Origin of the sequence: Nocardioides ureilyticus, from assembly GCF_051280745.1 — a bacterium.
Taxonomy (GTDB): Bacteria; Actinomycetota; Actinomycetes; order Propionibacteriales; family Nocardioidaceae; genus Nocardioides.
The window spans coordinates 15,984-39,543 of record NZ_JBNCOG010000001.1 but is presented as its reverse complement, the minus strand read 5'-3'; the positions used below and the strand labels follow the sequence as shown (position 1 = coordinate 39,543).

At 75.0% G+C, this 23,560-nt stretch carries 27 protein-coding genes; 16 read left to right on the top strand and 11 right to left on the bottom strand.

Annotation, left to right across the window (positions count from 1 at the left end):
* Window positions 1-15 precede the first annotated feature (15 nt).
* The 4 genes from ACSMHG_RS00205 to ACSMHG_RS00190 are packed head-to-tail and all read right to left on the bottom strand — an operon-like array spanning window position 16 to window position 3,704.
* Entirely contained in the window at window positions 16-387 is a 372-nt protein-coding gene (locus ACSMHG_RS00205; RefSeq protein ID WP_435741301.1) for a response regulator, read from the bottom strand.
* Window positions 387-1,010, bottom strand: coding sequence for a hypothetical protein (locus ACSMHG_RS00200; RefSeq protein WP_435741300.1), 624 nt, complete (start codon window positions 1,008-1,010; stop codon window positions 387-389). The genes ACSMHG_RS00205 and ACSMHG_RS00200 overlap by 1 nt, the downstream gene beginning before the upstream one ends.
* Complete coding sequence (locus ACSMHG_RS00195) at window positions 1,003-1,542, bottom strand: pyruvoyl-dependent arginine decarboxylase (RefSeq protein ID WP_435741299.1); 540 nt, start codon at window positions 1,540-1,542, stop codon at window positions 1,003-1,005. Before ACSMHG_RS00195 ends, ACSMHG_RS00200 begins: the two co-directional genes overlap by 8 nt.
* A complete protein-coding gene (locus ACSMHG_RS00190) occupies window positions 1,539-3,704 on the bottom strand; it encodes a sensor histidine kinase (protein WP_435741298.1) in 2,166 nt (721 codons plus the stop codon). The genes ACSMHG_RS00195 and ACSMHG_RS00190 overlap by 4 nt, the downstream gene beginning before the upstream one ends.
* Before the next feature lie 111 nt (window positions 3,705-3,815).
* Between ACSMHG_RS00190 and ACSMHG_RS00185 the strand changes: the two genes are divergently transcribed.
* The 3 genes from ACSMHG_RS00185 to ACSMHG_RS00175 are packed head-to-tail and all read left to right on the top strand — an operon-like array spanning window position 3,816 to window position 5,396.
* The gene (locus ACSMHG_RS00185) at window positions 3,816-4,079 is read left to right on the top strand and encodes a phosphoribosyl-ATP diphosphatase (RefSeq protein ID WP_435741297.1); all 264 of its coding nucleotides are present in this window, start codon (window positions 3,816-3,818) and stop codon (window positions 4,077-4,079) included.
* Between the two features lie 11 nt (window positions 4,080-4,090).
* A complete protein-coding gene (gene hisG / locus ACSMHG_RS00180) occupies window positions 4,091-4,939 on the top strand; it encodes an ATP phosphoribosyltransferase (protein WP_435741296.1) in 849 nt (282 codons plus the stop codon).
* A 10-nt stretch (window positions 4,940-4,949) separates the two neighbouring features.
* A complete protein-coding gene (locus ACSMHG_RS00175; protein ID WP_435741295.1) occupies window positions 4,950-5,396 on the top strand; it encodes a PH domain-containing protein in 447 nt (148 codons plus the stop codon).
* 22 nt (window positions 5,397-5,418) lie between these two features.
* On the opposite strand, the gene ACSMHG_RS00170 is transcribed toward ACSMHG_RS00175, so the two are convergent.
* From ACSMHG_RS00170 to ACSMHG_RS00155, 4 genes are read right to left on the bottom strand one after another with little or no spacing between them, the layout of a single operon-like run.
* Complete coding sequence (locus ACSMHG_RS00170) at window positions 5,419-6,336, bottom strand: aldose 1-epimerase family protein (protein WP_435741294.1); 918 nt, start codon at window positions 6,334-6,336, stop codon at window positions 5,419-5,421.
* Between the two features lie 35 nt (window positions 6,337-6,371).
* A complete protein-coding gene (locus ACSMHG_RS00165; protein WP_435741293.1) occupies window positions 6,372-6,950 on the bottom strand; it encodes a uridine kinase family protein in 579 nt (192 codons plus the stop codon).
* Window positions 6,931-8,166 carry an alanine racemase gene (locus ACSMHG_RS00160; RefSeq protein WP_435741292.1) on the bottom strand — a complete coding sequence of 412 codons (1,236 nt, stop codon included), beginning with the start codon at window positions 8,164-8,166 and terminating at the stop codon, window positions 6,931-6,933. The genes ACSMHG_RS00165 and ACSMHG_RS00160 overlap by 20 nt, the downstream gene beginning before the upstream one ends.
* A gap of 50 nt (window positions 8,167-8,216) precedes the next feature.
* Window positions 8,217-8,654 carry a hypothetical protein gene (locus tag ACSMHG_RS00155; protein ID WP_435741291.1) on the bottom strand — a complete coding sequence of 146 codons (438 nt, stop codon included), beginning with the start codon at window positions 8,652-8,654 and terminating at the stop codon, window positions 8,217-8,219.
* Window positions 8,655-8,694: 40 nt separating this feature from the next.
* Between ACSMHG_RS00155 and ACSMHG_RS00150 the strand changes: the two genes are divergently transcribed.
* From ACSMHG_RS00150 to ACSMHG_RS00125, 6 genes are all read left to right on the top strand, one after another.
* Entirely contained in the window at window positions 8,695-9,249 is a 555-nt protein-coding gene (locus tag ACSMHG_RS00150) for an SseB family protein (RefSeq protein WP_435741290.1), read from the top strand.
* Window positions 9,250-9,566: 317 nt separating this feature from the next.
* Window positions 9,567-10,250: a translation initiation factor IF-3 gene (gene infC, locus ACSMHG_RS00145; RefSeq protein ID WP_435741538.1), complete on the top strand. Its 684-nt coding sequence runs from the start codon at window positions 9,567-9,569 to the stop codon at window positions 10,248-10,250.
* 76 nt (window positions 10,251-10,326) lie between these two features.
* The gene (rpmI, locus tag ACSMHG_RS00140) at window positions 10,327-10,521 is read left to right on the top strand and encodes a 50S ribosomal protein L35 (protein ID WP_166195813.1); all 195 of its coding nucleotides are present in this window, start codon (window positions 10,327-10,329) and stop codon (window positions 10,519-10,521) included.
* Window positions 10,522-10,605: 84 nt separating this feature from the next.
* The gene (gene rplT / locus ACSMHG_RS00135; RefSeq protein ID WP_154617256.1) at window positions 10,606-10,998 is read left to right on the top strand and encodes a 50S ribosomal protein L20; all 393 of its coding nucleotides are present in this window, start codon (window positions 10,606-10,608) and stop codon (window positions 10,996-10,998) included.
* Window positions 10,999-11,012: 14 nt separating this feature from the next.
* Window positions 11,013-11,801 carry a TrmH family RNA methyltransferase gene (locus ACSMHG_RS00130; protein WP_435741289.1) on the top strand — a complete coding sequence of 263 codons (789 nt, stop codon included), beginning with the start codon at window positions 11,013-11,015 and terminating at the stop codon, window positions 11,799-11,801.
* Window positions 11,802-11,851: 50 nt separating this feature from the next.
* Complete coding sequence (locus ACSMHG_RS00125) at window positions 11,852-12,136, top strand: hypothetical protein (protein ID WP_435741288.1); 285 nt, start codon at window positions 11,852-11,854, stop codon at window positions 12,134-12,136.
* 18 nt (window positions 12,137-12,154) lie between these two features.
* On the opposite strand, the gene ACSMHG_RS00120 is transcribed toward ACSMHG_RS00125, so the two are convergent.
* Both ACSMHG_RS00120 and ACSMHG_RS00115 read right to left on the bottom strand, forming a co-directional pair.
* Window positions 12,155-12,991 carry a glycosyltransferase family 2 protein gene (locus ACSMHG_RS00120; RefSeq protein WP_435741287.1) on the bottom strand — a complete coding sequence of 279 codons (837 nt, stop codon included), beginning with the start codon at window positions 12,989-12,991 and terminating at the stop codon, window positions 12,155-12,157.
* A complete protein-coding gene (locus tag ACSMHG_RS00115) occupies window positions 12,988-13,947 on the bottom strand; it encodes a glycosyltransferase (protein WP_435741286.1) in 960 nt (319 codons plus the stop codon). The genes ACSMHG_RS00120 and ACSMHG_RS00115 overlap by 4 nt, the downstream gene beginning before the upstream one ends.
* Before the next feature lie 181 nt (window positions 13,948-14,128).
* On the opposite strand from ACSMHG_RS00115, the gene ACSMHG_RS00110 reads away from it, so the two are divergent.
* Genes ACSMHG_RS00110 through ACSMHG_RS00080 form a run of 7 tightly spaced genes read left to right on the top strand, consistent with a single transcriptional unit; the run spans window position 14,129 to window position 22,528 of the window.
* The gene (locus ACSMHG_RS00110) at window positions 14,129-15,778 is read left to right on the top strand and encodes a carbamoyltransferase family protein (protein WP_435741285.1); all 1,650 of its coding nucleotides are present in this window, start codon (window positions 14,129-14,131) and stop codon (window positions 15,776-15,778) included.
* Entirely contained in the window at window positions 15,775-17,313 is a 1,539-nt protein-coding gene (locus ACSMHG_RS00105; RefSeq protein ID WP_435741284.1) for an HAD-IIIA family hydrolase, read from the top strand. Before ACSMHG_RS00110 ends, ACSMHG_RS00105 begins: the two co-directional genes overlap by 4 nt.
* Entirely contained in the window at window positions 17,310-18,362 is a 1,053-nt protein-coding gene (locus ACSMHG_RS00100; RefSeq protein WP_435741283.1) for a glycosyltransferase family 9 protein, read from the top strand. The genes ACSMHG_RS00105 and ACSMHG_RS00100 overlap by 4 nt, the downstream gene beginning before the upstream one ends.
* The gene (locus tag ACSMHG_RS00095; RefSeq protein WP_435741282.1) at window positions 18,359-19,573 is read left to right on the top strand and encodes a glycosyltransferase; all 1,215 of its coding nucleotides are present in this window, start codon (window positions 18,359-18,361) and stop codon (window positions 19,571-19,573) included. Before ACSMHG_RS00100 ends, ACSMHG_RS00095 begins: the two co-directional genes overlap by 4 nt.
* Complete coding sequence (locus ACSMHG_RS00090; protein ID WP_435741281.1) at window positions 19,570-20,217, top strand: D-sedoheptulose-7-phosphate isomerase; 648 nt, start codon at window positions 19,570-19,572, stop codon at window positions 20,215-20,217. Before ACSMHG_RS00095 ends, ACSMHG_RS00090 begins: the two co-directional genes overlap by 4 nt.
* Window positions 20,214-21,605 (top strand): PfkB family carbohydrate kinase, encoded by a 1,392-nt coding sequence (locus ACSMHG_RS00085; protein WP_435741280.1) that lies wholly within the window; start codon window positions 20,214-20,216, stop codon window positions 21,603-21,605. Before ACSMHG_RS00090 ends, ACSMHG_RS00085 begins: the two co-directional genes overlap by 4 nt.
* Window positions 21,602-22,528, top strand: coding sequence for a glycosyltransferase family 9 protein (locus ACSMHG_RS00080; RefSeq protein ID WP_435741279.1), 927 nt, complete (start codon window positions 21,602-21,604; stop codon window positions 22,526-22,528). The genes ACSMHG_RS00085 and ACSMHG_RS00080 overlap by 4 nt, the downstream gene beginning before the upstream one ends.
* 22 nt (window positions 22,529-22,550) lie before the next feature.
* On the opposite strand, the gene ACSMHG_RS00075 is transcribed toward ACSMHG_RS00080, so the two are convergent.
* Window positions 22,551-23,513 (bottom strand): UDP-glucuronic acid decarboxylase family protein, encoded by a 963-nt coding sequence (locus ACSMHG_RS00075; protein ID WP_435741278.1) that lies wholly within the window; start codon window positions 23,511-23,513, stop codon window positions 22,551-22,553.
* Window positions 23,514-23,560 lie beyond the last annotated feature (47 nt).

Sequence of the window (23,560 nt, the reverse complement as noted above, 5' to 3'; positions counted from 1 at the left end):
CCTCCAGCCGGCCGGTCACGGCCACCCCACGAGGGCTGCGATGTCGGTCGCGAGCGTCAACGGGTTGAACGGCTTGGGGATCACCCCGGCCACGGCCATGTCGTCCCACACCTGGCGGTCGCCGACCTGCACCTTGGCGGTCAGCAGCACGACGGGGATGTGCGCCGTCGCCGGCTGCGCCTGGAGGCGCTGGAAGGTCGTGCGGCCGTCCATGTCCGGCATCATCAGGTCGAGGACGACGACGTCGGGCTGGTGCTCGACCGCGAGCGCCAGCGCCGGCTCCCCGCCCTCGGCGGTGACGACCTCCCATCCGGCGACGGTCTCCAGCGCGACCATGGTGAGCTCCCGGATCGCGTCGTCGTCGTCGACCACGAGCGCACGCGGCATCAGGGCGACGCCGCTCCGGGAGGAACCGCTCCGGGCTGGTCGGCCGGGAGCGGTCCGGCGAAGGACGCCGCGTAGTACGTCTGGACGTCCACGGTCGCCACGTCCACCGCGGCGTTCGCCTTCAGCAGGGCCTCGGTCCCCGGTCCGAGGCCGATGACCTGGTCGTTGAACTTGCACAGGTCGTAGCCGCAGACCGCGCGCTCGGCCGCGAGCAGCTCCACGATGCGCTCGATCATCGCCCACAGCACCCGCCCCTGCCGCTGGTCCCCGCGCACCAGGGTGAAGCCGAGGTAGAAGACGGCATCCCGCGCGGTCTGCTCGGGGTAGTGGTGGGCGTACCAGCCAGGGGCGATCCACGGGACCGTGGTGAGGTCGCGGGTCAGCGTGGAGAGGCCGACGACCTCGCCGCCGTGGTTGCGCGCGACGTACTTCATCACCCGCGGGTCGCCCATCTCCTCGCGGAACTCGTGCTCGTGCAGGAGCTGCCGTGCCACCGCGCGGGTCTCCAGCTCCGCGAACGTCTCGCGGTAGAGCTCCCAGTACGCGGTGGTGGTGGCCTCGTCGAGCTCCGACTCCACGGAGATGTCGACGCCGGCCCGTGCGGCGGTCCGACCGTCAGCCACGTGGTCCCTCCTTCGGCATCCAGTCCTCGACGGTGTACGCCGCCACGACCAGCGCGCAGACGGGCAGGTCGGTGCAGTGGGCGTGCGTGCTGGCGACGTGCACCGGCCCGTATCCCCCTCCGCGGTTCGCATCCATGTCGGCGAGGCTGAGCTCGACCTGCTCGCGCAGCGACTCCTCGCTGCCGCCGGTGTGCTCCACGAAGAGCCCGCCCGTGGTGGCGTCGGCGCTCCAGCCGAGCCCGGCCCACACCGTCTCGCCGCGCAGGTCGGCGAACGCGGCCGACTGCACGCAGTAGAGCTTGTCGCCGTGGCCCCCCGCCAGGTGGACGGCGCCAGGATCGTCGACGACGCTCACGTCGCTGCCCGGTGGGATCACCGAGGACAGCTTGATGAGGTTGAAGTTGCCGATCCCCGCATGGAGCAGCGCCTGGTCGTAGGCCGCCAGCGGCGTGCGTCCGCTCCCGGTGGCCGCGCGGACGGTGATGGACAACCGGGCGGTGCCGGACGGTGTCTCGGTCTCGGGCTCGGTCAACGAAGCTCCTTCTCGGTGCGAGGGATCTCGAGGGCCGTCGTGGGGACCGAGCCGTCGGAGGGAGCCGGGGGACGGGGGACCGGCAGGGTGAAGCTGAGCCTCGCACCACCGTCGGGCGCGCTCTCGGCCCAGATGCGGCCACCGAGCCGCTCGACGATCCCACGCGTGATCGCGAGACCGAGACCGGTCCCGCCCTCCTGTCGTGCGTCGGAGGAGTCGACCTGGTGGAACCGGTCGAAGACGGCGGCGGCCTGGTCGGCGGGGATGCCGCGACCCTGGTCCTGCACCCGGAAGAGCACCGCGTCGCCGCTGGGCTGCGCGGCCGCGCTCACGGTCACCCGCCCGCCGGCGGGGGAGAACTTGATGGCGTTGTGGAGCAGGTTGGTGAGGATCTGCACCACCCGGTCGTCGTCGGCGAGCACCTGCACCGGGGCCGCCTCGACCTCCAGCCGGACCGCGGCGGCCTCGGCCATGGGAGTCATCTCGGCGACGGCCGTGCCGAGGATCGTGGGGACGTCCACGGGGCCCAGCGTCACCGCCTGGGCCCCGGACTCGATCCGCTCGAGGTCGAGGATGTCGTTGATGAGCCGGGTGAGGCGCTCGGTGCTCTCGAGCGCCGTGTGCGCCATGGACGTGCCGGTCGTGCTCAGGTCGCCGAGGTGGCCGGCGGCCAGGAGCGTCAGCGTGCCGTGGATGGACGTCAACGGCGTCCGCAGCTCGTGGCTGACGACGGAGAGGAACTCGTTCTTCAGCCGGTCCACCTCGCGCCGCTGCGTGACGTCTCGGAAGACCACCACCGCGCCGGTGACCGTCTCCTCGTCGACCAACGGGCTGGCGGTGATCTCGACCGGGAACGTCGTGCCGTCCGAGCGCCGGTAGACGTCCTCCTCCGCCGACGTGACCCTGCCCGACCGGATCGCCTGGGCGATGTAGCACTCGGCGTAGGACCAGTCCGCCCGCTCCGCGGGCGGGGCGTGGAAGAGGTCGTGCGCGGACCGGCCGAGCAGCTGGTCGGGGCGGTAGCCCAGCGCATGGGCGGCCGAGGGGTTGACGGCGGTGACCGACCCGCGGTCGTCGACGCCGTAGATGCCGTCACCGACCGAGGTCAGGAGCACCTCCGTCTGTCGCGCCAGCCGCCGGAGGTCGGCGGTCTGCTCGGCGACCCGGCGCTCGAGCCCGCGCCGCAGCTGGGCGTTGTCGACGGTGAGCAGCACCTGGCGGGCGGCCACGCTCAGCCCGAGCGCCAGCCAGAGGAGGCGCTGCGGGCCGTCCACGTCGCCGGTGTCACCCGCCAGCACCTGCACGAGGAAGGCGACGCCGACCACGAGGAAGAGCAGCACGGTGTCGCGAGCGTCCGCGTTGGCGATCCGTTCCTCGCCGGCACCGTCGCCGGGGCGGGCGGGGTACCAGGCGGCGGCGGCGATGGTGAGGTAGCCGGCGATCCAGCCGAGGTCGGCCGGGCTGCCGAAGCCGAACGTCCCCTCCGCGACCCGCACGGCGTAGCTCAGGTCCGTCGCGGCGTAGAGCAGGAACCCGACCGCGAGGAGGGCGAGGGCGGGCCGGCTGCGGCCACGGGCGCGCACGACCAGCAGGAGCCCGATGGTCACGAGGGCGACCTCGAGGAAGGGCACGAACAGGGTCCACACCCGCTCGCCCCAGGAGCCGTCGCCGGCGTCCAGGAGCTGCTGGTAGACGAGCACCGACGCGACGATGAGCACGGCCGAGGCGACCACGACCGCGTCGAGGGCCATCATGGCGAGGTCCCTGCCGCGGCGTCGGGCGGTCGGGAAGGAGAGCATCCCGGCGATCGAGAAGGCCAGCGCCACCGCGACGCTGATGTCGCTGGCCAGCGCGGGCTCCCCGGTCAGGGACGCGCCGGTCGCGGCAACCCACAGGTTGCCGACCACCGCTGCGCCGGCTGCCGCGGCGAAGAGCCACCAGGCTCGCGCCTTGCGCCCGACGGAGAGCCGCGCGCGCAGCAGGCAGCCCACTCCGGCGATCCCCCCGGCCAGGACGAGACCGACGGCGCTCGCGGTCTCGCGGACGTCGGCGGGGACGCTCGGCAGGAGGAGCCCGGCGAAGATCGCCACGAGCCCGGCGGCGACGGGTACGACGACGTGGTAGCGACGGCGCTGCGCCTCGAGCGACAGCGTGCTGCGCATACCCCCGACGGTATCAGGACGGGTCTTGGGAGCACGCTTCGCCGCCACGCGCCTCCCCGGCCCACGGCCCGCCACACGTGCCGGCACGTCGACGGCCTAGGCTGGTCGCCCGTGAAGACGTTCGACGAGCTGTGGTCGGAGCTGCAGGAGAAGGCCCGGACCCGCCCCGCGGGGTCGGGCACCGTCCGCCAGCTCGACGCCGGCGTGCACGCCATCGGCAAGAAGCTGGTCGAGGAGGCCGCCGAGTCCTGGATGGCCGCCGAGCACGAGGGGCCCGAACGCGCCGCGGAGGAGATCAGCCAGCTGCTCTACCACGCGCAGTGCCTGATGCTCGCCAGCGGGCTCGAGCTCGACGACGTCTACGCCCACCTCTGACAAGGACCGCCATGTCCCTCCTCCGAGTCGCCGTCCCGAACAAGGGCGCGCTCTCCCAGTCCGCGTCGGAGATCCTCCGTGAGTCCGGCTACCGCCAGCGCGAGGACGCCAAGCAGCTGACCCTCATCGACACCGAGAACGGCGTCGAGTTCTTCTACCTGCGCCCCCGCGACATCGCGCTGTACGTCGGCGAGGGCACCCTGGACGTCGGCATCACCGGCCGGGACCTGCTGCGCGACTCGGGCGCCACGGCCGCCGAGGTGCGCCCGCTCGGCTTCGGCCGGAGCAGGTTCCGGTTCGCGGGGCCCGCCGGCCGCTACACCCAGCTGTCGGAGCTGGCCGGCACGCGGATCGCCACGTCCTACGTCGGCGTGGTCAGCACCTTCCTGGAGGAGCAGGGGATCGACGCCACCGTCGTCCGCCTGGACGGCGCGGTCGAGACGAGCATCCAGCTGGGCGTCGCCGACGTCGTGGCCGACGTGGTGGAGACGGGGTCGACGCTGCGTCGTGCGGGCCTGGAGGTCTTCGGGGAGACGATCCTGGAGTCCGAGGCGGTCCTCGTCACACGGGCCGGTGAGGCGCCGGCCGGCTTCGAGATCTTCAAGCGGCGCCTCGACGGCGTGCTGGTGGCCCGCAGCTACGTGATGATGGACTACGACATCGAGAGCGAGCGCGTCGCCGCGGCCGTGGCGCTCACCCCCGGCATCGAGAGCCCGACGGTCTCCCCGCTGCACAAGGAGGGCTGGGTCGCCGTGCGCGCCATGGTCCCGCGCGCGGGCGCCCAGCGGCTCATGGACGAGCTGTGGGACCTCGGTGCCCGCGGCATCCTGCTGACCGACATCCATGCCTGCCGGCTCTGAGCGCCCGCCCGTGCCTGCTGCGCCGCCGGCGCTGCCGCGCACCTGGCGCCCGCTCGGCCCGCGGGTGGTCGGCACCGTCCTCGGTCTCGGCCTGGTCGCGGTGCTCGCCGCCGCCTGGCTGACCTTCGACGCCGAGACCCGGGCCGCCTTCACGCTCCTGCAGCGCGCCACGGTGATCGGGTTCGTGCTCCTGGGACTGCTCATCCTCTTCGGGTTGATGCGCTCCCGGGTGACAGCCGAGCGGGACCGGCTCGTCGTCGTCAACGGCTTCCGCCGGCGTGAGTACTCCTGGCCGCAGGTCGTCGCGGTGCACCTCCCGCCGGGTGCCCCGTGGGTGACCCTCGACCTGGCCGACGGCGGCACGGCGTCCGCCCTGGGGATCCAGGGGTCCGACGGCGAGCGCTCCCGGCGCGCCGTGCGCGAGCTGCGCGCGCTCGTCGCCGACCCGCCCGGCTGACGGGACCCCGGTCAAGCCTCGGTCAGGCCTCGAGCGCCCGCACGCCCCAGACGACCGAGACGGTCTCGTCCGGGCGGAGGACGAGCAGGTCCTCGCCGGAGCGGAACGCGTCGGGTGGGGCGGTCATCGGCTCCACGGCGAGCGAGCGACGAGCCGTCGCGGGCACGTCGTCGGCGGTGTAGAGCTGCAGCCACCCGTGGTGCCCGTCGACCCAGAGCGCGACGCCGTCGCCCGTCCCCGGGTCCCGCAGGAGCACCGTGGCGACGCCGTCGTCGTCACGGTCGAGGCCGGTGAAGGCGTGGTTGAGCGCGGTCGCGCGGAGCGGACGGGCGACGCGGAAGTCGTACGGCGTGCCCTCGACCTCCTCCCGTCCGACCGGCAGCAGCCGTTCGTCGTCGGTGAGCAGCCGCGTCGCCGCGGGCACGGTGAGCTCGAGGGTGTCGACCGGCCCCTCGCCGACCCGGAGGTACGGGTGCGCCCCGGAGGCGTACGGCGCGGCCTCGCCGGCCGTGTTCGTGGCCGTCTGGGTCACGGTGAGGCCGTCGGCGGAGAGGTCGTAGGCGACGTGCAGGTCCAACGTCCACGGATAGCCGGTCTGCGCCATGAGCCGGTACTGCAACGACACCGAGTGGCCGGTGTGCTCCTCGACGGTCCAGGCGGCCCAGCGGACCAGTCCGTGCGAGGAGTTCTCGCGCCGCGGCTCGGTGAGCGGCAGCTGCAGCTCGTGCCCACCGAAGGAGTAGCGACCGTCCCGGACGCGGTTCGGCCAGGGCGCCAGCAGCTGGCCGCGGCCGCCGGAGGCCATCTGGTCCTCGGGGAAGCCGTCGACGAGGTCGCGACCGCGGTAGGACAGCACCCGCAGGGCGGCGCCGCTCTCGGTCACGACGGCGCGGTAGCCGCCGCCCTCGATGTCGAACTGTTCACCACTCGGAGCCAGCACGCGGGCCACCCTATGCGCGACCCGGTGCGGTGGCCTCAGCGCGTGTGGCGGGCAGGCGGCTCGCCGGTTCCGTCCACCAGCACGTCCGCCCGCTCGCGCGTGCGGTCCGCGGCGAAGTGCGCCGCCTCCGCCGCGGTCCAGCGGTGCCAGTGCGGCTCGACCTCGGGCCCGTCCCGCTCCAGGCCACGCCGCAGCCGCAGGTCGGGCGGGGCCTCCACCCAGACCAGGGCGGTCATCAGCGGGGAGCACGCGGCGGACCCGGACCCGACGCCCTCGAGGACCAGCAGCGGGGCAGGCGGGACGGTGACGGTCTCGGCGAACGCGCCGGCGTGCCAGTCGTAGCGCCGGTAGCGTCCCGGCTCCCGGCGGGCCAGCGGCTCGAGGAGGGTGCCGAGCTGGTCGGCCACCCGCGGCAGGCCGTCCCAGCCGTCGTAGAGGTCGTCCATGTGCACGACCGGGGCGTGCGCCAGGGCGGCGAGCCGCGCCGCCAGCGTGGTCTTGCCGGAGCCGGCCGGGCCGTCGATGCAGACCAGCCGGCCGTCGCCGAGGGTGGGCCGACGCTCGCGCAGCAGCGCGAGCACCACCTCGGCGGCCTCAGCCGACGAGGCCCTCACCACGGTAGGTGCTCACCTCGTCGACGAAGCGGTCGCCGGCCAGCAGGTGCACCCGGTCGGTGTGCTCGAACGGCTCGCCGGACTTGGCGTGCCGGAACCACACGAGGTCGCCGATCCGGAGCCGGTCGGCAGCGGCCCCGGTGAGGGGCGTCTGCACCTCGCCGGCGCCCTCCAGGCCGGTCAGCGCCAGCCCGGCCGGGGCCCACGGCGTGGGCAGGCGGTCCCGGTTCGCGGGGCCGGAGGCCACCAGCCCCCCGCCGTGGACGGTCACGACCCCGGAGCCGGGCCGACGGACGACCGGCAGCCCGAAGAACGCGGCCGGCCGGGGGTCGAAGGCGCGGTAGTGGTCGAACAGGGTCGGTCCCAGCAGGCCCGAGCCGGCGGTCGCCTCGGTGACCACGGGGTCCGCGACGGTGGACTCGAGGGAGCCCGTGCCGCCGGCGTTCCACAGCTCCAGGTCGACGAGGGGGCGCAGTGCGGCCGCGACCTCGGCCCGGCGGACCGCCAGCTGGTCGACGGAGGCGTGCTTGATGCGGCGTACGACGCTCGACCGCAGGCGCTGCCCGGGGACGTCGTCGGGCACGCCGGCGACCTGGCCCTCGTAGGTCATCACGCCGACGAGGTGGAAGCCGGGGCGGTCGAGCACCGCGCGGGCGAGCCGGACCACGTCGTCGACACGGTGCAGGGGGCTGCGTCGCGGGCCGATGGTGGAGATCTGCCGGTCCCGCGGCGCGATCCGCAGCGCGGCGTCGACGTCGAGGGCGACGCGGACCGGCACGGCGCGTGAGGACCGCACCGCGTCGACGACGTCGAGGTGCGCGACGTCGTCGACCATGAGCGTCACGTGGGCGGCAGCGGACGGTGACTCGACGAGGCGCTGCAGGGCGCCCCGGTCGACGGTGGGATAAGCGAGGACGACGTCGTCGCTCACGTCGTGCTCCTCCAGCCACAGCGCCTCTCGCAGGGTGTAGGCCAGCACCCCCGCGAACCCGTCGGTGGCCAGCGCGCGACGGAGCAGCGCCGGCACCCGCACCGACTTCGACGCCACCCGGATCGGCGTTCCAGCCGCCCGCCGCACCAGGTCGGCGGCGTTCGCGTCGAAGGCGTCGAGGTCGACGACCATGGCCGGGGTGCTGAGAGGGCCGCCGTGCGCGGCCGCCGCACCGGTGAGCCGGGCCCAGAGCCGGTCGCGGGCGGAGGTGTCGTGGTGGTCCACGCGCCGAGCCTAGGGTGCCGGGAGGCGCTCGTGCGCCAGGCGGCCGGAGGTCAGGAGATCCCGCGCCGCCGGAGCAGCGCCTCGATCTCCGCCATCTCCTCGTCGCCGCCGGACCCGATGGCCGGCTCGCCGCGCTCCGGGCCGGCCGCCGGCGGGCTCGCCGCTGGACCCTTGCCGAGCGCCCGCGACCGCTCACGGTCCCGCAGGAGCCCGGAGACCACCAGCAGGGCGACGGCGACGCCGGCCACGGCGATGCCGGCCCAGACCCTGGGGCTCAGCGCCAGGCCGGCCACCCAGTCGCCGACGGCCGTGCCGATGCGGGTGAACATCTCGAGGGTGTCGGTGAGGTAGGCCGCCACCGGCAGCAGGGTCAGCCCGGCGCCCCGCAGGCCCGCGGCCGTGCCGCGGCGCCGGAAGGCGTGCCACGTCCACACCGCTCCGAGGAGGGTCAGGGTGACGGCCAGCGCGGCCCACGTCGCGTCGTCCACCCCTCCAGCGTGCCAGAGGGGGCGGTGAGAAGGTGGGAGGGTGGACGATCAGGTCGGTGACCAGGTGCCCCGAGGCGGCGGCGAGGAGCCGGAGGGGCAGCGGCGGCTGCTGGGCCCCGGCTTCCCGGACGACACGGGGGAGCCGCCGGCCGCGCTGGTCGCCGCCACCACGTCGTACGCCGCGGACGCCCGCCGCTACCCCGAGGTGCTCGGCGCGCTGACCGCGTGCCGGCTCCTGGTGCCGGTGGTCGCGGTGCTGGGCGAGGTGGAGCTCGACGAGCAGGGCCTGGCCCGGGACAAGTCGTCGGACATGGCGGCGGTGCTGCTGACCGGGGCCGACGGCCGGCGCGCGCTCCTCGCCTTCTCGGGGACCGCCGCGATGGCGGCGTGGGACCCCGCGGCGCGTCCCGTGCCGGTACCGGCCCAGCTCGCCGCCCAGGCGGCCGTGCAGGAGGGCGCGGCGGCGCTGCTCGTGGACGTGGCCGGCCCCGTCCGGGTCGTCGTGGAGGGCGAGGACCTCCGTGCCCTGGCGGCCGGGTGGACGCTCGCGCGCGTGGGGGAGCGGTCGGCCTGGATTCGGCCGACGGAGGAATGATCCGCTAGCCTTCCTTGTTGACCGATCAGTGCCCCGGACCAGGCGTGTCCTGGCCCAGGGCGCCGATCCACAAGCGGGGACCAGCACCATCCGTCTCCCACCCGCACCGACCGCCGCCCGGCACCAGCAGCACCGCCGGTCACAGGTCGTCGGGTCCGGTCCTGAAGGCTCCGGCCGTGGCGTGCGCACCTCGTGGCGTGCACCCGTGGCGAACGGGCAGTGAAGGCCTCCGCTTGCGTCAGCGGAGGCCTTTCGTCATTTCCGGTCCGACACCGGGGCGTGCGAGGACTCCGGCCACGTAGCCACCAGGAGGACACATCAGCACCGAGCTTCGTATCAACGACCGGATCCGGGTTTCCGAGGTCCGCCTCGTTGGACCCAACGGCGAGACCGTCGGCATCGTGCCGACGGCCGACGCCCTCCGCCTCGCGCAGGAGGCCGACCTCGACCTCGTCGAGGTCGCGCCGATGGCGCGCCCGCCGGTCTGCAAGCTCATGGACTACGGCAAGTTCAAGTACGAGAACGCCCAGAAGGCCCGTGAGGCCCGTCGGAACCAGACGAACGTGATCATCAAGGAGATGAAGCTTCGTCCGAAGATCGACGCGCACGACTACGAGACCAAGAAGGGTCACGTCGTGCGGTTCCTGAAGGCCGGCGACAAGGTCAAGATCACGATCATGTTCCGCGGTCGCGAGCAGCACCGGCCCGAGCTGGGCTTCCGGCTGCTGCAGCGGCTCGCCGAGGACGTCACCGACCTCGGCTTCGTGGAGTCGGCGCCCAAGCAGGACGGCCGCAACATGATCATGGTGCTCGGCCCGCACAAGAAGAAGGCCGACGCCAAGGCCGACGTCCAGGCCGCCAAGGACGCCAAGACGGCTGAGCGTGCCGCCGCCGAGGCCGACGAGCGCGCCGAGCGCGACGCGGCCCACGCCGCCGGCCCGGTCGCGCAGAAGAAGGAGCGCGGCCGCTCCGAGAACCTCGACCCGGAGATCGACGCCTGAGCGGGTCGGGCCAGACCCGAGAACTTCCGCCGGGGCGCCACCGTGCTCCGGCAGGACGACGAGAGAGAGACAACAGATGCCGAAGAACAAGACCCACTCGGGTGCCAGCAAGCGCTTCAAGGTGACCGGCTCCGGCAAGATCCTGCGCGAGAAGGCGGGCAAGCGCCACAACCTCGAGAAGAAGCCCTCGAAGGTGACCCGCCGGATGACCGGCACGGTCGAGCTGGCCAAGGCCGACGTCAAGCGCGCCAAGAAGATGCTGGGTCTCTGACCTCGCCCCCACCCGTACCTCGGTGGACAGCCGGCCCGACCGGTCGGACCCACCTGGACCCATGAGCACCAAGGAGCACGACAGATGGCACGCGTCAAGCGGGCAGTGAACGCCCAGAAGAAGCGCCGTACGACCCTCGAGCGCGCCAGCGGCTACCGCGGCCAGCGCTCGCGCCTGTACCGCAAGGCCAAGGAGCAGGTCACCCACTCGCTGGTCTACAGCTACAACGACCGGCGCAAGAACAAGGGCAACTTCCGCAAGCTGTGGATCCAGCGGATCAACGCTGCGGCGCGCGCGCAGGGGATGACCTACAACCGCTTCATCCAGGGCCTCAACCTGGCCGGCGTCGAGGTGGACCGCAAGATCCTCGCCGAGCTGGCCGTCAACGACGTCGCGGCGTTCAACGCGCTCGTCGAGGTCGCGAAGAACGCGCTGCCGGAGGACGTCAACGCCCCCAAGGCGGAGGCCTCGGCCTGACGACCGACCAGCCCTTGGTCGCGGGCAACGCCAGGATCAAGGACGCACGCAGGCTCAGCCGCCGCTCGGTACGCACCGAGCGGCGGCTGTTCCTCGCTGACGGCCCGAAGGCGGTCCAGGGCGCCCTCGAGGTCCCCGGGTGCGTCGTCGAGGTGTTCGCCACCGCGACGGCGACCGCGACCCACGCCGCCCTGGCCGACACCGCAACCGAGGCGGGGGCGCGGTGGACGCTGGTCGACGACCGTGCGCTGGCCTCGCTCAGCGACAGCGTGACCCCGGCCGGCGTGGTCGCCGTGTGCCGTCACCTCGACCGGCCGCTGGGCGACCTGCTGGAGCCGGAGCGCCACCTGGTCGCGGTGTGCGCCGACGTCCGCGACCCCGGCAACGCCGGCACCGTCATCCGCTGCGCCGACGCCGCCGGTGCCGACCTGGTCGTGCTCGCCGGTGACTCGGTCGACGCTTACAACCCCAAGACGGTGCGGGCCACCGTGGGCAGCCTCTTCCACCTGCCCCTCGCCGTCGAGCGCGACGCGGCCGCGGCCGTGCGTGCCGCGCAGGCCGCCGGCCTGGTGGTCCTGGCGGCGGACGGCTCGGGCGAGGTCGACCTCGACGACGCCGGCGACCTGCTGTCCCGGCCGACCGCCTGGCTCTTCGGCAACGAGGCCTGGGGGCTGCCCCCCGAGCTCGCGGCGCTGGCCGACCACCGGGTCCGCATCCCCATCCACGGCCGCGCCGAGAGCCTCAACCTCTCCACCGCGGCCGCCCTCTGCCTGTACTCCTCGGCGCGCGCCCAGCGACGCTGAGCGGAGCGCACCGGAGGTATGGCCGCCCGCCGCCGGGCAACCCGACGGGCATGCGAGCAGCCGTGGCCGCCACCGACACCTGGACCGACCCGGACGGGATCCGGTCGCCTGCCGGCGAGGTCCACGCGTGGCTCCCGGGCACCAACCAGACCCTCTGCGGCATCCCGACGAAGAAGGCCCGGCTCGGTCGCTTCTCCCACGTCGACTGGCTCGACGTGCAACCGGCCACCGGCCGCGACGCCGACCGGGTGAGCTCGGTGTGCCGGCGCTGCCTGGCGGCCACCGGCCACCGGCGCGACGAGAAGCCGTGGCGCCGGACCAACCCGCGTCCCTGACGTCGCCGCGGGCCGGGGTCAGGACAGGAGTGCCAACAGGTCCTCGACGCGGCCCGGGACGACGTCTCGTCGGCCCAACGCCCGCGGCGAGCGCCGGACCGCCTCGAGCAGGCCGCGCAGCGCGGGCCAGTCGCCGGCCCGCAGGGTCGTGCCCGCCTCGCCCAGCACCACCGGCCACGGGCGCCGCATCAGGGCGGTGAGCAGCCGGTTGCGGACCACCCGGGTGCGCCGACGGCCGTCGGCGTCGCGAACGGGCGAGGGGTGGTGGTGCGCCACGACGTCCTCGACGTAGGCCAGGTCCCACCCGCGGGCGACCAGGTCGAGCGCGACGCGCTCCTCCTCGCCGGCGAACTCGACGACGGGATCGAAGCCGCCGACCTCGAGGAACGCCTCCCGGCGCACGACGGAGCCGCAGGCGATGAAGCCGAGGACGGCCGGCCCGGGAAGGCCCGGCGAGCGGGGGAGCGGACTGTGCGCCAGCTCGGCGCAGAGGCCGTCGAGCGTCTCCTCCGGGCCGACCAGGATGCGCGCGTGCACGAGGGCCAGCCGCGGATGGCGCTCGAGCACGGCGGCGGCCCGGTCCAGGGCGCCCGGCGCCCACCACGAGTCGTCGTCGGCGAAGGCGACGTACGGCGTCGTGGCTGCCTCGACGCCCACGTTGCGCGCCGGGGCGCCGATGTTCGCCGGCAGCTCGATGACCTCGACGTGGGGGAAGTCGCGGCGGACGTGCGCGGGTGTGCCGTCGCGTGAGCCGTTGTCGACCAGCACGACCGGGCCCTCGTGGTGCGGCAGCGAGACCTGCAGGTCCGGCCACCGGTCGCGCGTGGCGATGACCGTCGTGACCCGGGCGCTCACCGGACCACCTCGGCGAGGAGCTCGTCCCAGCGCTCGAGGAACCGGGGCAGGCCGTAGTGCTCGAGGGCGTGCGCGCGGGCGTGCCGTCCGGCCTCCGCGGCGGCCGCCGGGTCGGCGAGGAAGTGCGAGACGGCCTCGCGGAGCTCGCTGCGGCGGGTGGTGACCACGCCGGCGCTCGGCGGGACCGCCACGGCGGCCTCGGTGGTGGCCAGTGCGACGACCGGCATGCCGAGGTGCATGGCCTCCAGCAACGAGAGGCCGAGCGAGGTCCAGCGTGCGGTGTGGACGTAGACCCGGCGGCGCGCCAGCTCCTCGTGCATCCGCGCCTGGGGCAGGTCCTCGTGGGTCCGGAGCCCGTCGGCGGGCGGCAGCTGGTCGACCCGCATGCCGAAGACGTCCACGGGACCTGCCGCCAGCAGGTCGGGGAGCAGGTCCGTGCCGACCGAGCGCCCTCGGCGGACGGGGTCGTTGACCACGACCGCCGCGTGCGGCAGCTCGCCGGTCCACAGGTGTCCCGGGTCGACGATCCCGTGGTCGATGACGGTGGTGGGCGCCGCGCCGTTGTCCCAGAAGAGCTCGTTGAAGCCGGTCACGTGGGCGATGGGAACCAGGTCCTGGTCCGCCATCGGGTGCCGGGTGTCGGGGACGTCGGGCTCGCCGTGCAGGGGGGTGTTGTGCTCGAGGTAGACGGCGGGCAGGTCCACGCCCGGTCGGCGGCCGAGCCACTGCTCGACGAGCTCGGCCTCGTGCGGCCGCTGGAGGACCACCACGTCGACCTCCGCGGCCCGGAGGTCCTCCGGGGCCACCTCGACGACGCTGGTGGGCCAGTCCCAGGTGCGCGCGCGGCCGAGGCCGTCGGGGCCACGGTCGGGCGTCACGGGGAGGACGTACTCGTGGCTGCCCTGGACGAACGACGTGGTCCAGGAGCCGTGCACGTGCCAGAGCAGGACGCGCATCAGGCGGGACTGGGGCGGGAGGAGGCGGATCGAGGCACGGGGCGACGGTTCCCCACCCGTCGCGCGCCATTCACCCTTCGGGAGGAAAGCGCTGCTACCAGTGCAGGTCAGAAGGGGTTTGCCCGCCGCTGACCGGGGAACCGCTACGCCAACCGACGTGCCGAGACGTGAAGGAGTGCGCGTGAAGGTCCTGGGCATCAACGCCTTGTTCCACGATCCTGCTGCTGCCCTGGTGGTCGACGGCGTGACCGTCGCCGCAGCGGAGGAGGAGCGGTTCTCGCGCCGGAAGCACGGCAAGCGCCCGGTGCCGTTCGCCGCGTGGGAGCAGCCCGAGCTGGCGGCGCGCTGGTGCCTCGAGCACGCCGGCCTCGACGTCTCCGACCTCGACGCCGTCACCTACTCCTACGATCCCGATCGTGCCCGGCCCGCCGAGGAGATGGGCCTTTTCGACCCCTGGGACCACCTCCGCCAGACCTATGCCCGGCAGGCACCCGGCTTCCTCGCCACCGCGCTCCCGGGCCTCGACCCCGCGATCGTCCGCTTCGTGCCGCACCACGTCTCCCACGGTGCGAGCAGCGCCCTGGCCTCCCCGCACCCGGACACCGACGTGCTCGTGCTCGACGGGCGCGGCGAGTGCGCGAGCCACCTCGCCGGCCGGTACGAGGGCGGCGACCTCACCGTGCACGCGGCGCAGGAGCTGCCGCAGTCCCTCGGCCTGCTGTACGAGGACCTGACCGAGCACCTGGGCTTCCTCCGCTCCTCCGACGAGTACAAGGTCATGGCGATGGCCTCCTACGGCACGCCGCGGTTCATGGACGAGATCCGTGACCTCGTGCGCGCCGACGGCAACGGCGGCTTCCGCACCCAGGGCGTCGACTGGGGAGCACTGGCCAAGCGGCTCGCCCCGGGCGAGGAGTGGACCCAGGACCACGCCGACCTCGCCGCCACCGTGCAGACCCGGCTCGAGGAGGTGCTCATCGAGCTGGCGGAGTGGCTGCGTCGCCGCACCGGCGGCACCACGCTCACCCTCGCCGGGGGCGTCGCACTCAACTGCGTCGCCAACACCCGCCTGCACGCCGAGACCGGCTACGAGTCGGTCTGGGTCCAGCCCGCCGCCGGCGACTCCGGCACGGCGCTCGGCAGCGCACTGCACCACGCCTACACGCACGGCGACCCGCTCACGCCCATGCGCGGCGCCGACCTGGGCCGCGGGTTCTCCGACGACGAGATCGAGGCCTGGCTGCGGACGGCGCAGGTGCCGTACGAGCGACCCGCCGACGTCGCCGTCGAGGTGGCCGAGTGCCTGGCCGCCGACGGCGTCGTGGCCTGGTTCCAGGGGCGCAGCGAGTACGGCCCGCGCGCGCTCGGGCACCGCTCGCTGCTCGCCCACCCCGGCCGGAAGGCCAACCTCGAGCGGCTCAACGACGTCAAGGGGCGTGAGCAGTTCCGCCCGGTCGCCCCGATGGTCCGCGCCGAGCGGGCGGCGGAGATCTTCAGCCGCGGGCCGCTGCCCTCGCCGTACATGCTCTTCGTCCACGACGTGGCACCCGAGTGGCGTGACCGCATCCCCGCCGTCGTGCACGTCGACGGCACCGCCCGGGTGCAGACCGTCGACGCCGACGACGAGCCGCTCGTCGCCCGGATGCTGGCCGAGTTCGAGCAGCGCACCGGGGTGCCGGTCGTCATCAACACCAGCCTCAACACCGCGGGGCGGCCGATGGTCGACGACCCCCGCGACGCCCTCGAGTGCTTCGGCTCCGCGCCGGTGACCATGCTCGCGATCGGCCCGTTCGTCGTACGGCGGAGGACGGCGGCAGGCGGCCGCGGGTGAACCAGCACCGCGCGCCGCTCGACACGACCGTCGTCGTCCCGACGGTCGGGAGGCCGAGCCTCGTCGCGCTGCTGCGCTCGCTGGCCGGCCAGACCGTGCCGCTGGACGTGCCGGTGGTGCTCGTCGACGACCGCCCGGGAGGTCCGGGGCTGGCGGAGGCGCTCCGGGCCGACCTGGACCGCGGGCTCGGGCCCGGCCACGGGCTCGACCTCCGGGTCGTGCGCGCGGGGGGCGGCGGACCGGCCCGGGCGCGCAACATCGGTTGGCGCCACGCGCGCACGACGTGGGTCTCGTTCCTCGACGACGACGTGCTCCCCGACGAGGGCTGGCACGAGCGGCTCCGGGTGGACCTGGAGCTCGCGACGTCCCGCGACGCCGTGGGCTCGGAGGGGCGGATCCGGGTGCCCCTGCCCGAGGACCGGCGGCCGACCGACTGGGAGCGGGGGACCGCCGGGCTGGAGACGGCCCGCTGGATCACCGCGGACCTGACCTACCGCCGACGCGACCTGGCCGCGGTGGGCGGCTTCGACGAGCGTTTCCCGCGGGCCTTCCGCGAGGACGCCGACCTGGCGCTGCGCCTGGGTGCCGACCGTGGGCGGGTGCTGCAGGGGTCCCGGCTCACCGTGCACCCCGTCCGACCGGCCGACGACTGGGCCAGCCTGCGCCAGCAGGCCGGCAACGCCGACGACTACCTCATGCGCGCCGTCCACGGCGCGGACTGGCACGTCCGGGCCGAGGCACCGCTGGGACGGCGCCCGCGGCACGTCGCGATCGTGGCTGCCGGGGCGCTCTCGGTCGCCGCTGCCGTCTCCGGTCGGCGCGGCACCGCCCTGGCGGCCGGGGCCGCGTGGCTGGCCGGGACGGCGGACTTCGCCTGGGCGCGCATCCAGCCGGGCCCGCGCGACCGCGGTGAGGTCCGCCGGATGCTCCTGACGAGCGCTGCGATCCCGTTCGCCGCGACGTACCACTCCGTGCGCGGGATCCTGCGGCACCGTGGGGCGGGGCCCTGGCGGGGCGTGCCGGACCTGGTCCTGCTCGACCGCGACGGCACGCTGGTGCACGACGTGCCCTACAACGGCGACCCCGACCTGGTGCGGCCGGTCGAGGGGGCCCGGGAGGCGCTGGACCGGCTGCGCTCCCTCGGCGTACGCCTCGGGATGGTCACCAACCAGTCCGGCATCGCCCGCGGGCTGATCACCCGCGAGCAGGCCGATGCCGTCAACGCGCGGGTCGAGGAGCTGCTCGGGCCGCTCGACGTCGTGCTGCTGTGCCCGCACGGCCCCGAGGACGGCTGCGGCTGCCGGAAGCCGGCCCCCGGCATGGTGAAGCAGGCGTGTGCCGAGCTCGACGTCGACCCCGCCCGGACGGTGCTCGTCGGCGACATCGAGTCCGACGTGCTCGCGGCCGAGGCCGCCGGTGCGGTGGGCTTCCTGGTCCCCACGCCGGTCACGCGGACCGAGGAGGTCGAGCGTGCCCGGCACGTGCGGGCCACCCTCGCCGCGGCCGTGGACGCGATGGTCGGTGGGGAGTGGTGACCCGCACCCTCGCCGTCCGGCTGGACAGCCTCGGGGACGTCATCGTCACCGGCCCGGCCGTCCGCGCCCTCGCCGCCGGGTCCGACCACCTGACCCTGCTGTGCGGCCCTCGTGGCCGGGCCGCCGCCGAGCTCCTCCCGGCGGTGGACGAGGTGCTGTGCTGGCGGGCGCCCTGGATCGACCCCGAGCCGGAACCGGTCGACCGGTCCGACGTCGACGGGCTCGTCGCGCGCCTGGCCGAGGGCCGGTTCGACCGGGCGGTCGTCTTCACCTCCTTCCACCAGTCCGCGCTGCCCACCGCCCTCCTGCTGCGCCTCGCCGGCATCCCGTGGGTGGGCGCCATCAGCGAGGACTACCCGGGGTCGCTCCTCGACCTGCGGCACCGCTTCGACGAGGACGTGCCGGAGCCCGAGCGGGCGCTCTCGCTGGCCCGCGCCTGCGGGTACGAGCTCCCGGCCGGCGACGAGGGTGGCCTGGCGGTGCGGACGCCACCCGTGCAGGCACCCGCCCGTCCGTACGTCGTGCTGCACCCGGGGACGTCGGTGCCGGCACGCGCCTGGCCGGCGGAGCGCTACCGCGAGCTGTGCGAGCTCCTGGCGGCCGACGGGGTGACCGTCGTGGTGACCGGGAGCCCGGAGGAGCGCGAGCTCACGGCGTACGTCGCCGCGGGGGGCGGCCTCGACCACGGCGGCGGCACGGACCTCGGCGAGCTGGCCGGCCTGCTGGCCGGGGCGCAGGCCGTGGTCGTCGGCAACACCGGCCCCGCGCACCTGGCTGCGGCCGTCGGGGTGCCCGTGGTCTCGCTCTTCGCGCCGACCGTGCCCGCCGCGCGGTGGGCGCCGTACACCTCGAGGCGTGTCGTGCTGGGTGACCAGCGCGCCGCGTGCCGTGGCAGCCGTGCCACGACCTGCCCGGTCCCCGGGCACCCGTGCCTGGCGTCGGTGACCGCTGCCGAGGTGGTCGCCGCCGTCACGGCCCTGAGCGGGCCGCCGGGGGAGTGGGCCGAGCCGGCCCACTCCGCCCGCCCGACCCTGAGGAGGATCCCGTGAAGATCGCGCTCGTGTCCGAGCACGCCAATCCCATGGCCACGCTCGGTGGGGTCGACGCCGGCGGCCAGAACGTGCACGTGGCGGCCCTGGCGGCCGGCCTCGTCCGACGCGGCCACGACGTGGTGGTGCACACCAGGCGGGACCGTCCTGACGGACCGACGCGGGTGCTCGCCCCCGACGGCTACGTGGTCGACCACGTGCCGGCCGGTCCGCCGACCGCGCTGCCGAAGGACGAGCTGCTCCCGCACATGCCGGAGTTCGCCGAGTGCCTGCGCGAGCAGTGGCGCCGGCAGCCCGTGGACCTGGTGCACGCCCACTTCTGGATGAGCGGGCTCGCGGCCCTCGACGCGGCGGCGGAGCGCGGCATCCCCGTCGTCCAGACCTTCCACGCCCTCGGCTCGGTCAAGCGCCGCTGGCAGGGCGCCGACGACACCAGTCCGCCGACCCGGGTCGAGCTGGAGCGCCGGCTGTGCCGGGAGGTCGACCACGTGGTGGCCACCTGCTCCGACGAGGTGCGTGAGCTGGGCGAGCTGGGCCTCGACGCGTCGCGGGCGAGCGTCGTGCCCTGCGGCGTCGACGTCGACCAGTTCCGGCCCGGCCGGGCGCGCCGGGGCGAGACGGGCCGTCGGCGGGTCCTGGTGATCGGCCGTCTCGTGGCACGCAAGGGGATCGACGACGCCATCCGGGCGGTGGCCGCCGTCCCCGACGTCGAGCTGGTCGTCGCCGGCGGACCGGCGTCCGAGGCGCTCGCGGTCGACCCGGAGGCGTGCCGGCTCCGCGCGCTCGCCGACGAGCTCGGGGTGGCCGACCGGGTCGTCTTCACGGGCGCGCTGCCGCGTCCGGAGGTGCCGGAGCTGATCCGGAGCAGCGACGTGGTGGTGACCGTGCCCTGGTACGAGCCGTTCGGGATCGTGCCGCTGGAGGCGATGGCCTGCGGTCGTCCGGTCATCGGCTCGGCCGTGGGGGGCCTGCTCGACACGGTCGTCCCCGGTGTCACCGGCGAGCTGGTGCCGCCCCGCGACCCCGGGGCCCTCGCGGCCTCGCTCACCGCACTGCTGTCCGACGACGTGCGCCGTGCGGCGTACGGCAGGGCTGGGCGCCAGCGGGCCATGGAGCTCTACGACTGGCGGCGCGTCGTCGAGCAGACAGAGAACGTCTATGAAGCACTCGTCGGCGCGGCTGCGCGCCTGACCTCGGAGGTAACCCGATGAGCACGACCCGTCCCCTGCACACCCCCTGCGACCACGAGCACCTCCAGGAGCTCTCCTCCGCGCTCCAGCGGTTCGGCCCGTGCGTCGACCTGGTCGACGCCTGGGGTGTCCGGCTGGCCAGCGTGCTCGACGGGGGCGGTCGCCTGCTCGCCGCCGGGAACGGCGGCAGCGCGGCCCAGGCGCAGCACCTCACCGCCGAGCTGGTGGGTCGCTACCGCGAGGACCGGGGTCCGTTCTCCGCGATCTGCCTGAGCGCGGAGACCTCCAGCCTCACCGCCATCTCCAACGACTACCCGCCCGAGGAGCTCTTCGCCCGCCAGGTCGAGGCCCACGGCCGGCCCGGCGACGTGCTGGTGCTGATGTCGACCAGCGGCCGGAGCCCGAACATGGTCGCCGCCGCGCGGAGGGGCCGCGACGTCGGCCTCGAGGTGTGGGCGATGACGGGGCCGCGGCCCAACCCGCTCGCCGAGGTGGCCGACGAGGTGTGCGCCGTCGACGCGCCGTACACCGCGACCGTGCAGGAGCTCCACCTCGTCGCCCTCCACATCACCTGTGCCGCGCTCGACCGCACCCTGGACGTGGGCGTCTCGCGGACCCGGATGTCGCACGAGGACCTGGTCCGCAGCCGGGGAGCGGGCGCGTGAGCCGCGGTCCGCTCGTCGTCGTGGGGGACGCGCTCCTCGACGTCGACCTCGAGGGGCGCGCCGGCCGGCTCTGCCCCGACGCCCCGGTGCCGGTCCTCGACGAGCTGGCCGAGCACGCCCGGCCCGGTGGGGCCGGGCTGGCCGCCGCGCTGGCCGCCACGGACGGCCACGAGGTCGTCCTCGTCTCCGCGATCGCCGCCGACGACGACGGTGAGCGCCTCTCCGGCCTGCTGGCCGAGCACGGCGTCCGGCTCGTCGCCGTGCCGCACGACGGCTCCACACCCGTGAAGCGGCGGGTGCGCTCCTCCGGGCAGTCCCTGCTGCGCCTCGACTCCGGCGCGACGGGGCACCTGGGAGAGGTGCCTGAGGCCGCGGTCGAGGCGATCCGCACCGCGGGGGCCGTCCTCGTCGCGGACTACGGTCGCGGGCTGACGTCCGCACCCGTCGTCCGGCAGGCGCTGGAGACGGCGGCGGCCACGGTCCCGGTCGTCTGGGACCCGCACCCCCGCGGCGCCGCGCCGGTGCCCGGCGTGCGCCTGGTGACGCCGAACCGCGACGAGGCCGCCCACTTCGCCGGCGACGTCGGCGCTGACGCGCGCACGTCGCTCGGCACCGTCAGCGCCCGCGCCGCCGCGCTCGTCGAGCGCTGGTCGGTCCACGCGGTGGCGGTGACGCTCGGCGCCGGTGGCGCCCTGCTGAGCCACGGGGAGTCCTCGCCGTCGGTCGTCCCGGCGCCCCGGGTCGGCGCGTCGGACCCGTGTGGCGCGGGTGACCGGTTCGCCAGCGCGGCCGCGGGTGCGCTCGCGACCGGCGCCGTGACGACCGAGGCGGTCCAGGCCGCCGTGCTGGCCGCGGCGCGTTTCGTGGCCGAAGGCGGGGCCGCGTCGTTCGGCCGGGCAGGGCAGGGTGCCGCGCCGCAGGTCGCCCGAGGGCTCGCGAGGGTCGAGGCGGTCCGTGCCGCCGGCGGCACGGTCGTCGCCACCGGTGGTTGCTTCGACCTGCTCCACGCCGGCCACGTCGCCACGCTGGAGGCGGCCCGCGCGCTCGGCGACTGCCTCGTCGTCTGCCTGAACTCCGACGCGTCGGTGGGCCGCCTCAAGGGGCCCGCCCGACCGCTCGTCCCGCAGGCCGACCGGGCCCGCGTGCTGGAGGCGCTCGAGCCCGTCGACGCGGTGGTCGTCTTCGACGAGGACACCCCGACCGAGGCCCTGCGGCGCATCCGCCCGGACGTCTGGGCCAAGGGCGGCGACTACGCCGGCGTCGACCTGCCGGAGGCCGCGCTGCTGCGCGAGTGGGGTGGCCAGTCCGTGGTGCTGCCCTACCTGCAGGGGCGGTCGACCACGGGCCTGGTGGAGACGGCCGCCGAGCGGGTGGGCGCCACCCGATGAGGCCGCGCGCGCTCGTCCTGCGCGCGATCGGCCTCGGCGACATGCTGGCGGGCGTCCCCGCTCTCAAGGCGCTGCGCCGGGCCGTGCCCGAGCACGAGCTCGTGCTCGCGGCGCCCGGGGTGCTGGCGCCGCTCGTCGCGCTGGTCGACGCCGTCGACACCCACCTCCCCACCGCCGAGCTCGCGCCGGTCGCCTGGTCCGGTGCGCCGCCCGAGGTAGCGGTCGACCTCCACGGCAACGGACCGGCCAGCCGGCGGCTGGTCGAGGAGCTCGCGCCGGCCCGGGTCGTGGCCTTCCACGGCGGCCCCTCGCGGTGGGACCCCGAGGAGCAGGAGCGCGACCGCTGGTGTCGCCTGGTCGCCGAGGCGTTCGGGGTGGCGACCGACCCCGACGACGTCACGATCGCCGTCCCACGGGTCGCCCCTGCGGCCTCGGGCGCCGTCGTGGTGCACGCCGGGGCCGCCTACCCGAGCCGGCGCTGGCCCGCGGACCGGTTCGCCGCCGTGGCGAGGGCGCTGGCCGGGGACGGCCACGACGTGGTGCTCACCGGCACGGCCGACGAGCAGCCCCTGGCCGAGGAGGTACGGCGCCGCGCCGGCCTGCCGGCGGGCGCCGTCCTCGCGGGGCGCACCGACCTCGCCGAGCTGGCCGCGCTCGTGGCGGACGCGCGGCTGGTGGTCTCGGGGGACACCGGCACCGCGCACCTGGCGTCGGCGTACCGCCGCCCCTCGGTGCTGCTCTTCGGCCCCACCCCGCCGCACCGCTGGGGTCCGCCCGCAGGCCCGCACACGGTGCTGTGGCACGGGACCGGGCCCGGTGACCCGCACGGTGCCGAGCTGGACCCGGCGCTGGCCGCCATCGACGTCGACGAGGTGGTCGCGGCCTGCCGGGCGCGGATCGGGCAGGCCGTGCGCCCCGGCTGATCCCCGGTCGCGGGGCCCGGCGTCAGGCGGAGGCGGCCTCCGCGCGCTCGGCCGCCATCCACGCCACCGTCCGGCTCAGGCCGTCGCGCACGGGCGTGCGCGGGCGCCACCCGAGCAGCTCCTCGGCGCGGCTGATGTCGGGACGGCGCACCTTCGGGTCGTCGGTGGGCAGGTCGATGAACTCGATGGGGGAGTCGGACCCGGTGATCTCCTTGACCACCTCGGCGATCTCCAGGACGGTCAGCTCGCGGTCGTTGCCGATGTTCACCGGGCCGCGCTCGCCCGACGCCGCCAGGCGGAGGAGACCCTCGACGGTGTCCTCGACGAAGCACAGCGAACGGGTCTGGCTGCCGTCGCCGGCGACGGTGAGCGGCTCGCCCAGCAGCGCCTGGTGCACGAAGGTCGGGACGACCCGGCCGTCCTGGTGGGCCATCCGGGGGCCGTAGGTGTTGAAGAGCCGGGCGATGACGGTGTCGACGCCGCGGTGGTCGCGGTAGGCCGTGGTCAGCGCCTCGGAGAAGCGCTTGGCCTCGTCGTAGACGCTCCGCGGGCCGACCGGGTTGACGTTGCCCCAGTAGGTCTCGCGCTGGGGGTGCTCCAGGGGGTCGCCGTACACCTCGGAGGTCGAGGCCATGAGGAACCGTGCCTGCTTGCGCTCGGCGAGGTCCAGGGCGTTGGTGGTGCCGGTGCTGCCCACCTGCAGGGTCTCGATCGGCATCCGCAGGTAGTGGACGGGGGAGGCGGGGGAGGCCAGGTGCAGCACCAGGTCCACGTCTCCCGGCACGTCGAACGGCTCGCACACGTCGGCCTCGACGAAGGTGAAGCACGGGTCGGGCAGCAGGTGGGCGATGTTGTCGCGGCGCCCGGTCACGAGCGAGTCGATGCACCAGACCTCGTGGCCGTCGGCGAGGAGGCGCTGGCACAGCCACGACCCCACGAAGCCTGCTCCGCCCGTGACCACCGCCGTGCTCGTCGACCTCCGCATGTGCTGCCCTGCCTCTCCGTGAACCACTGGTGTGGCCGGGGTACCCG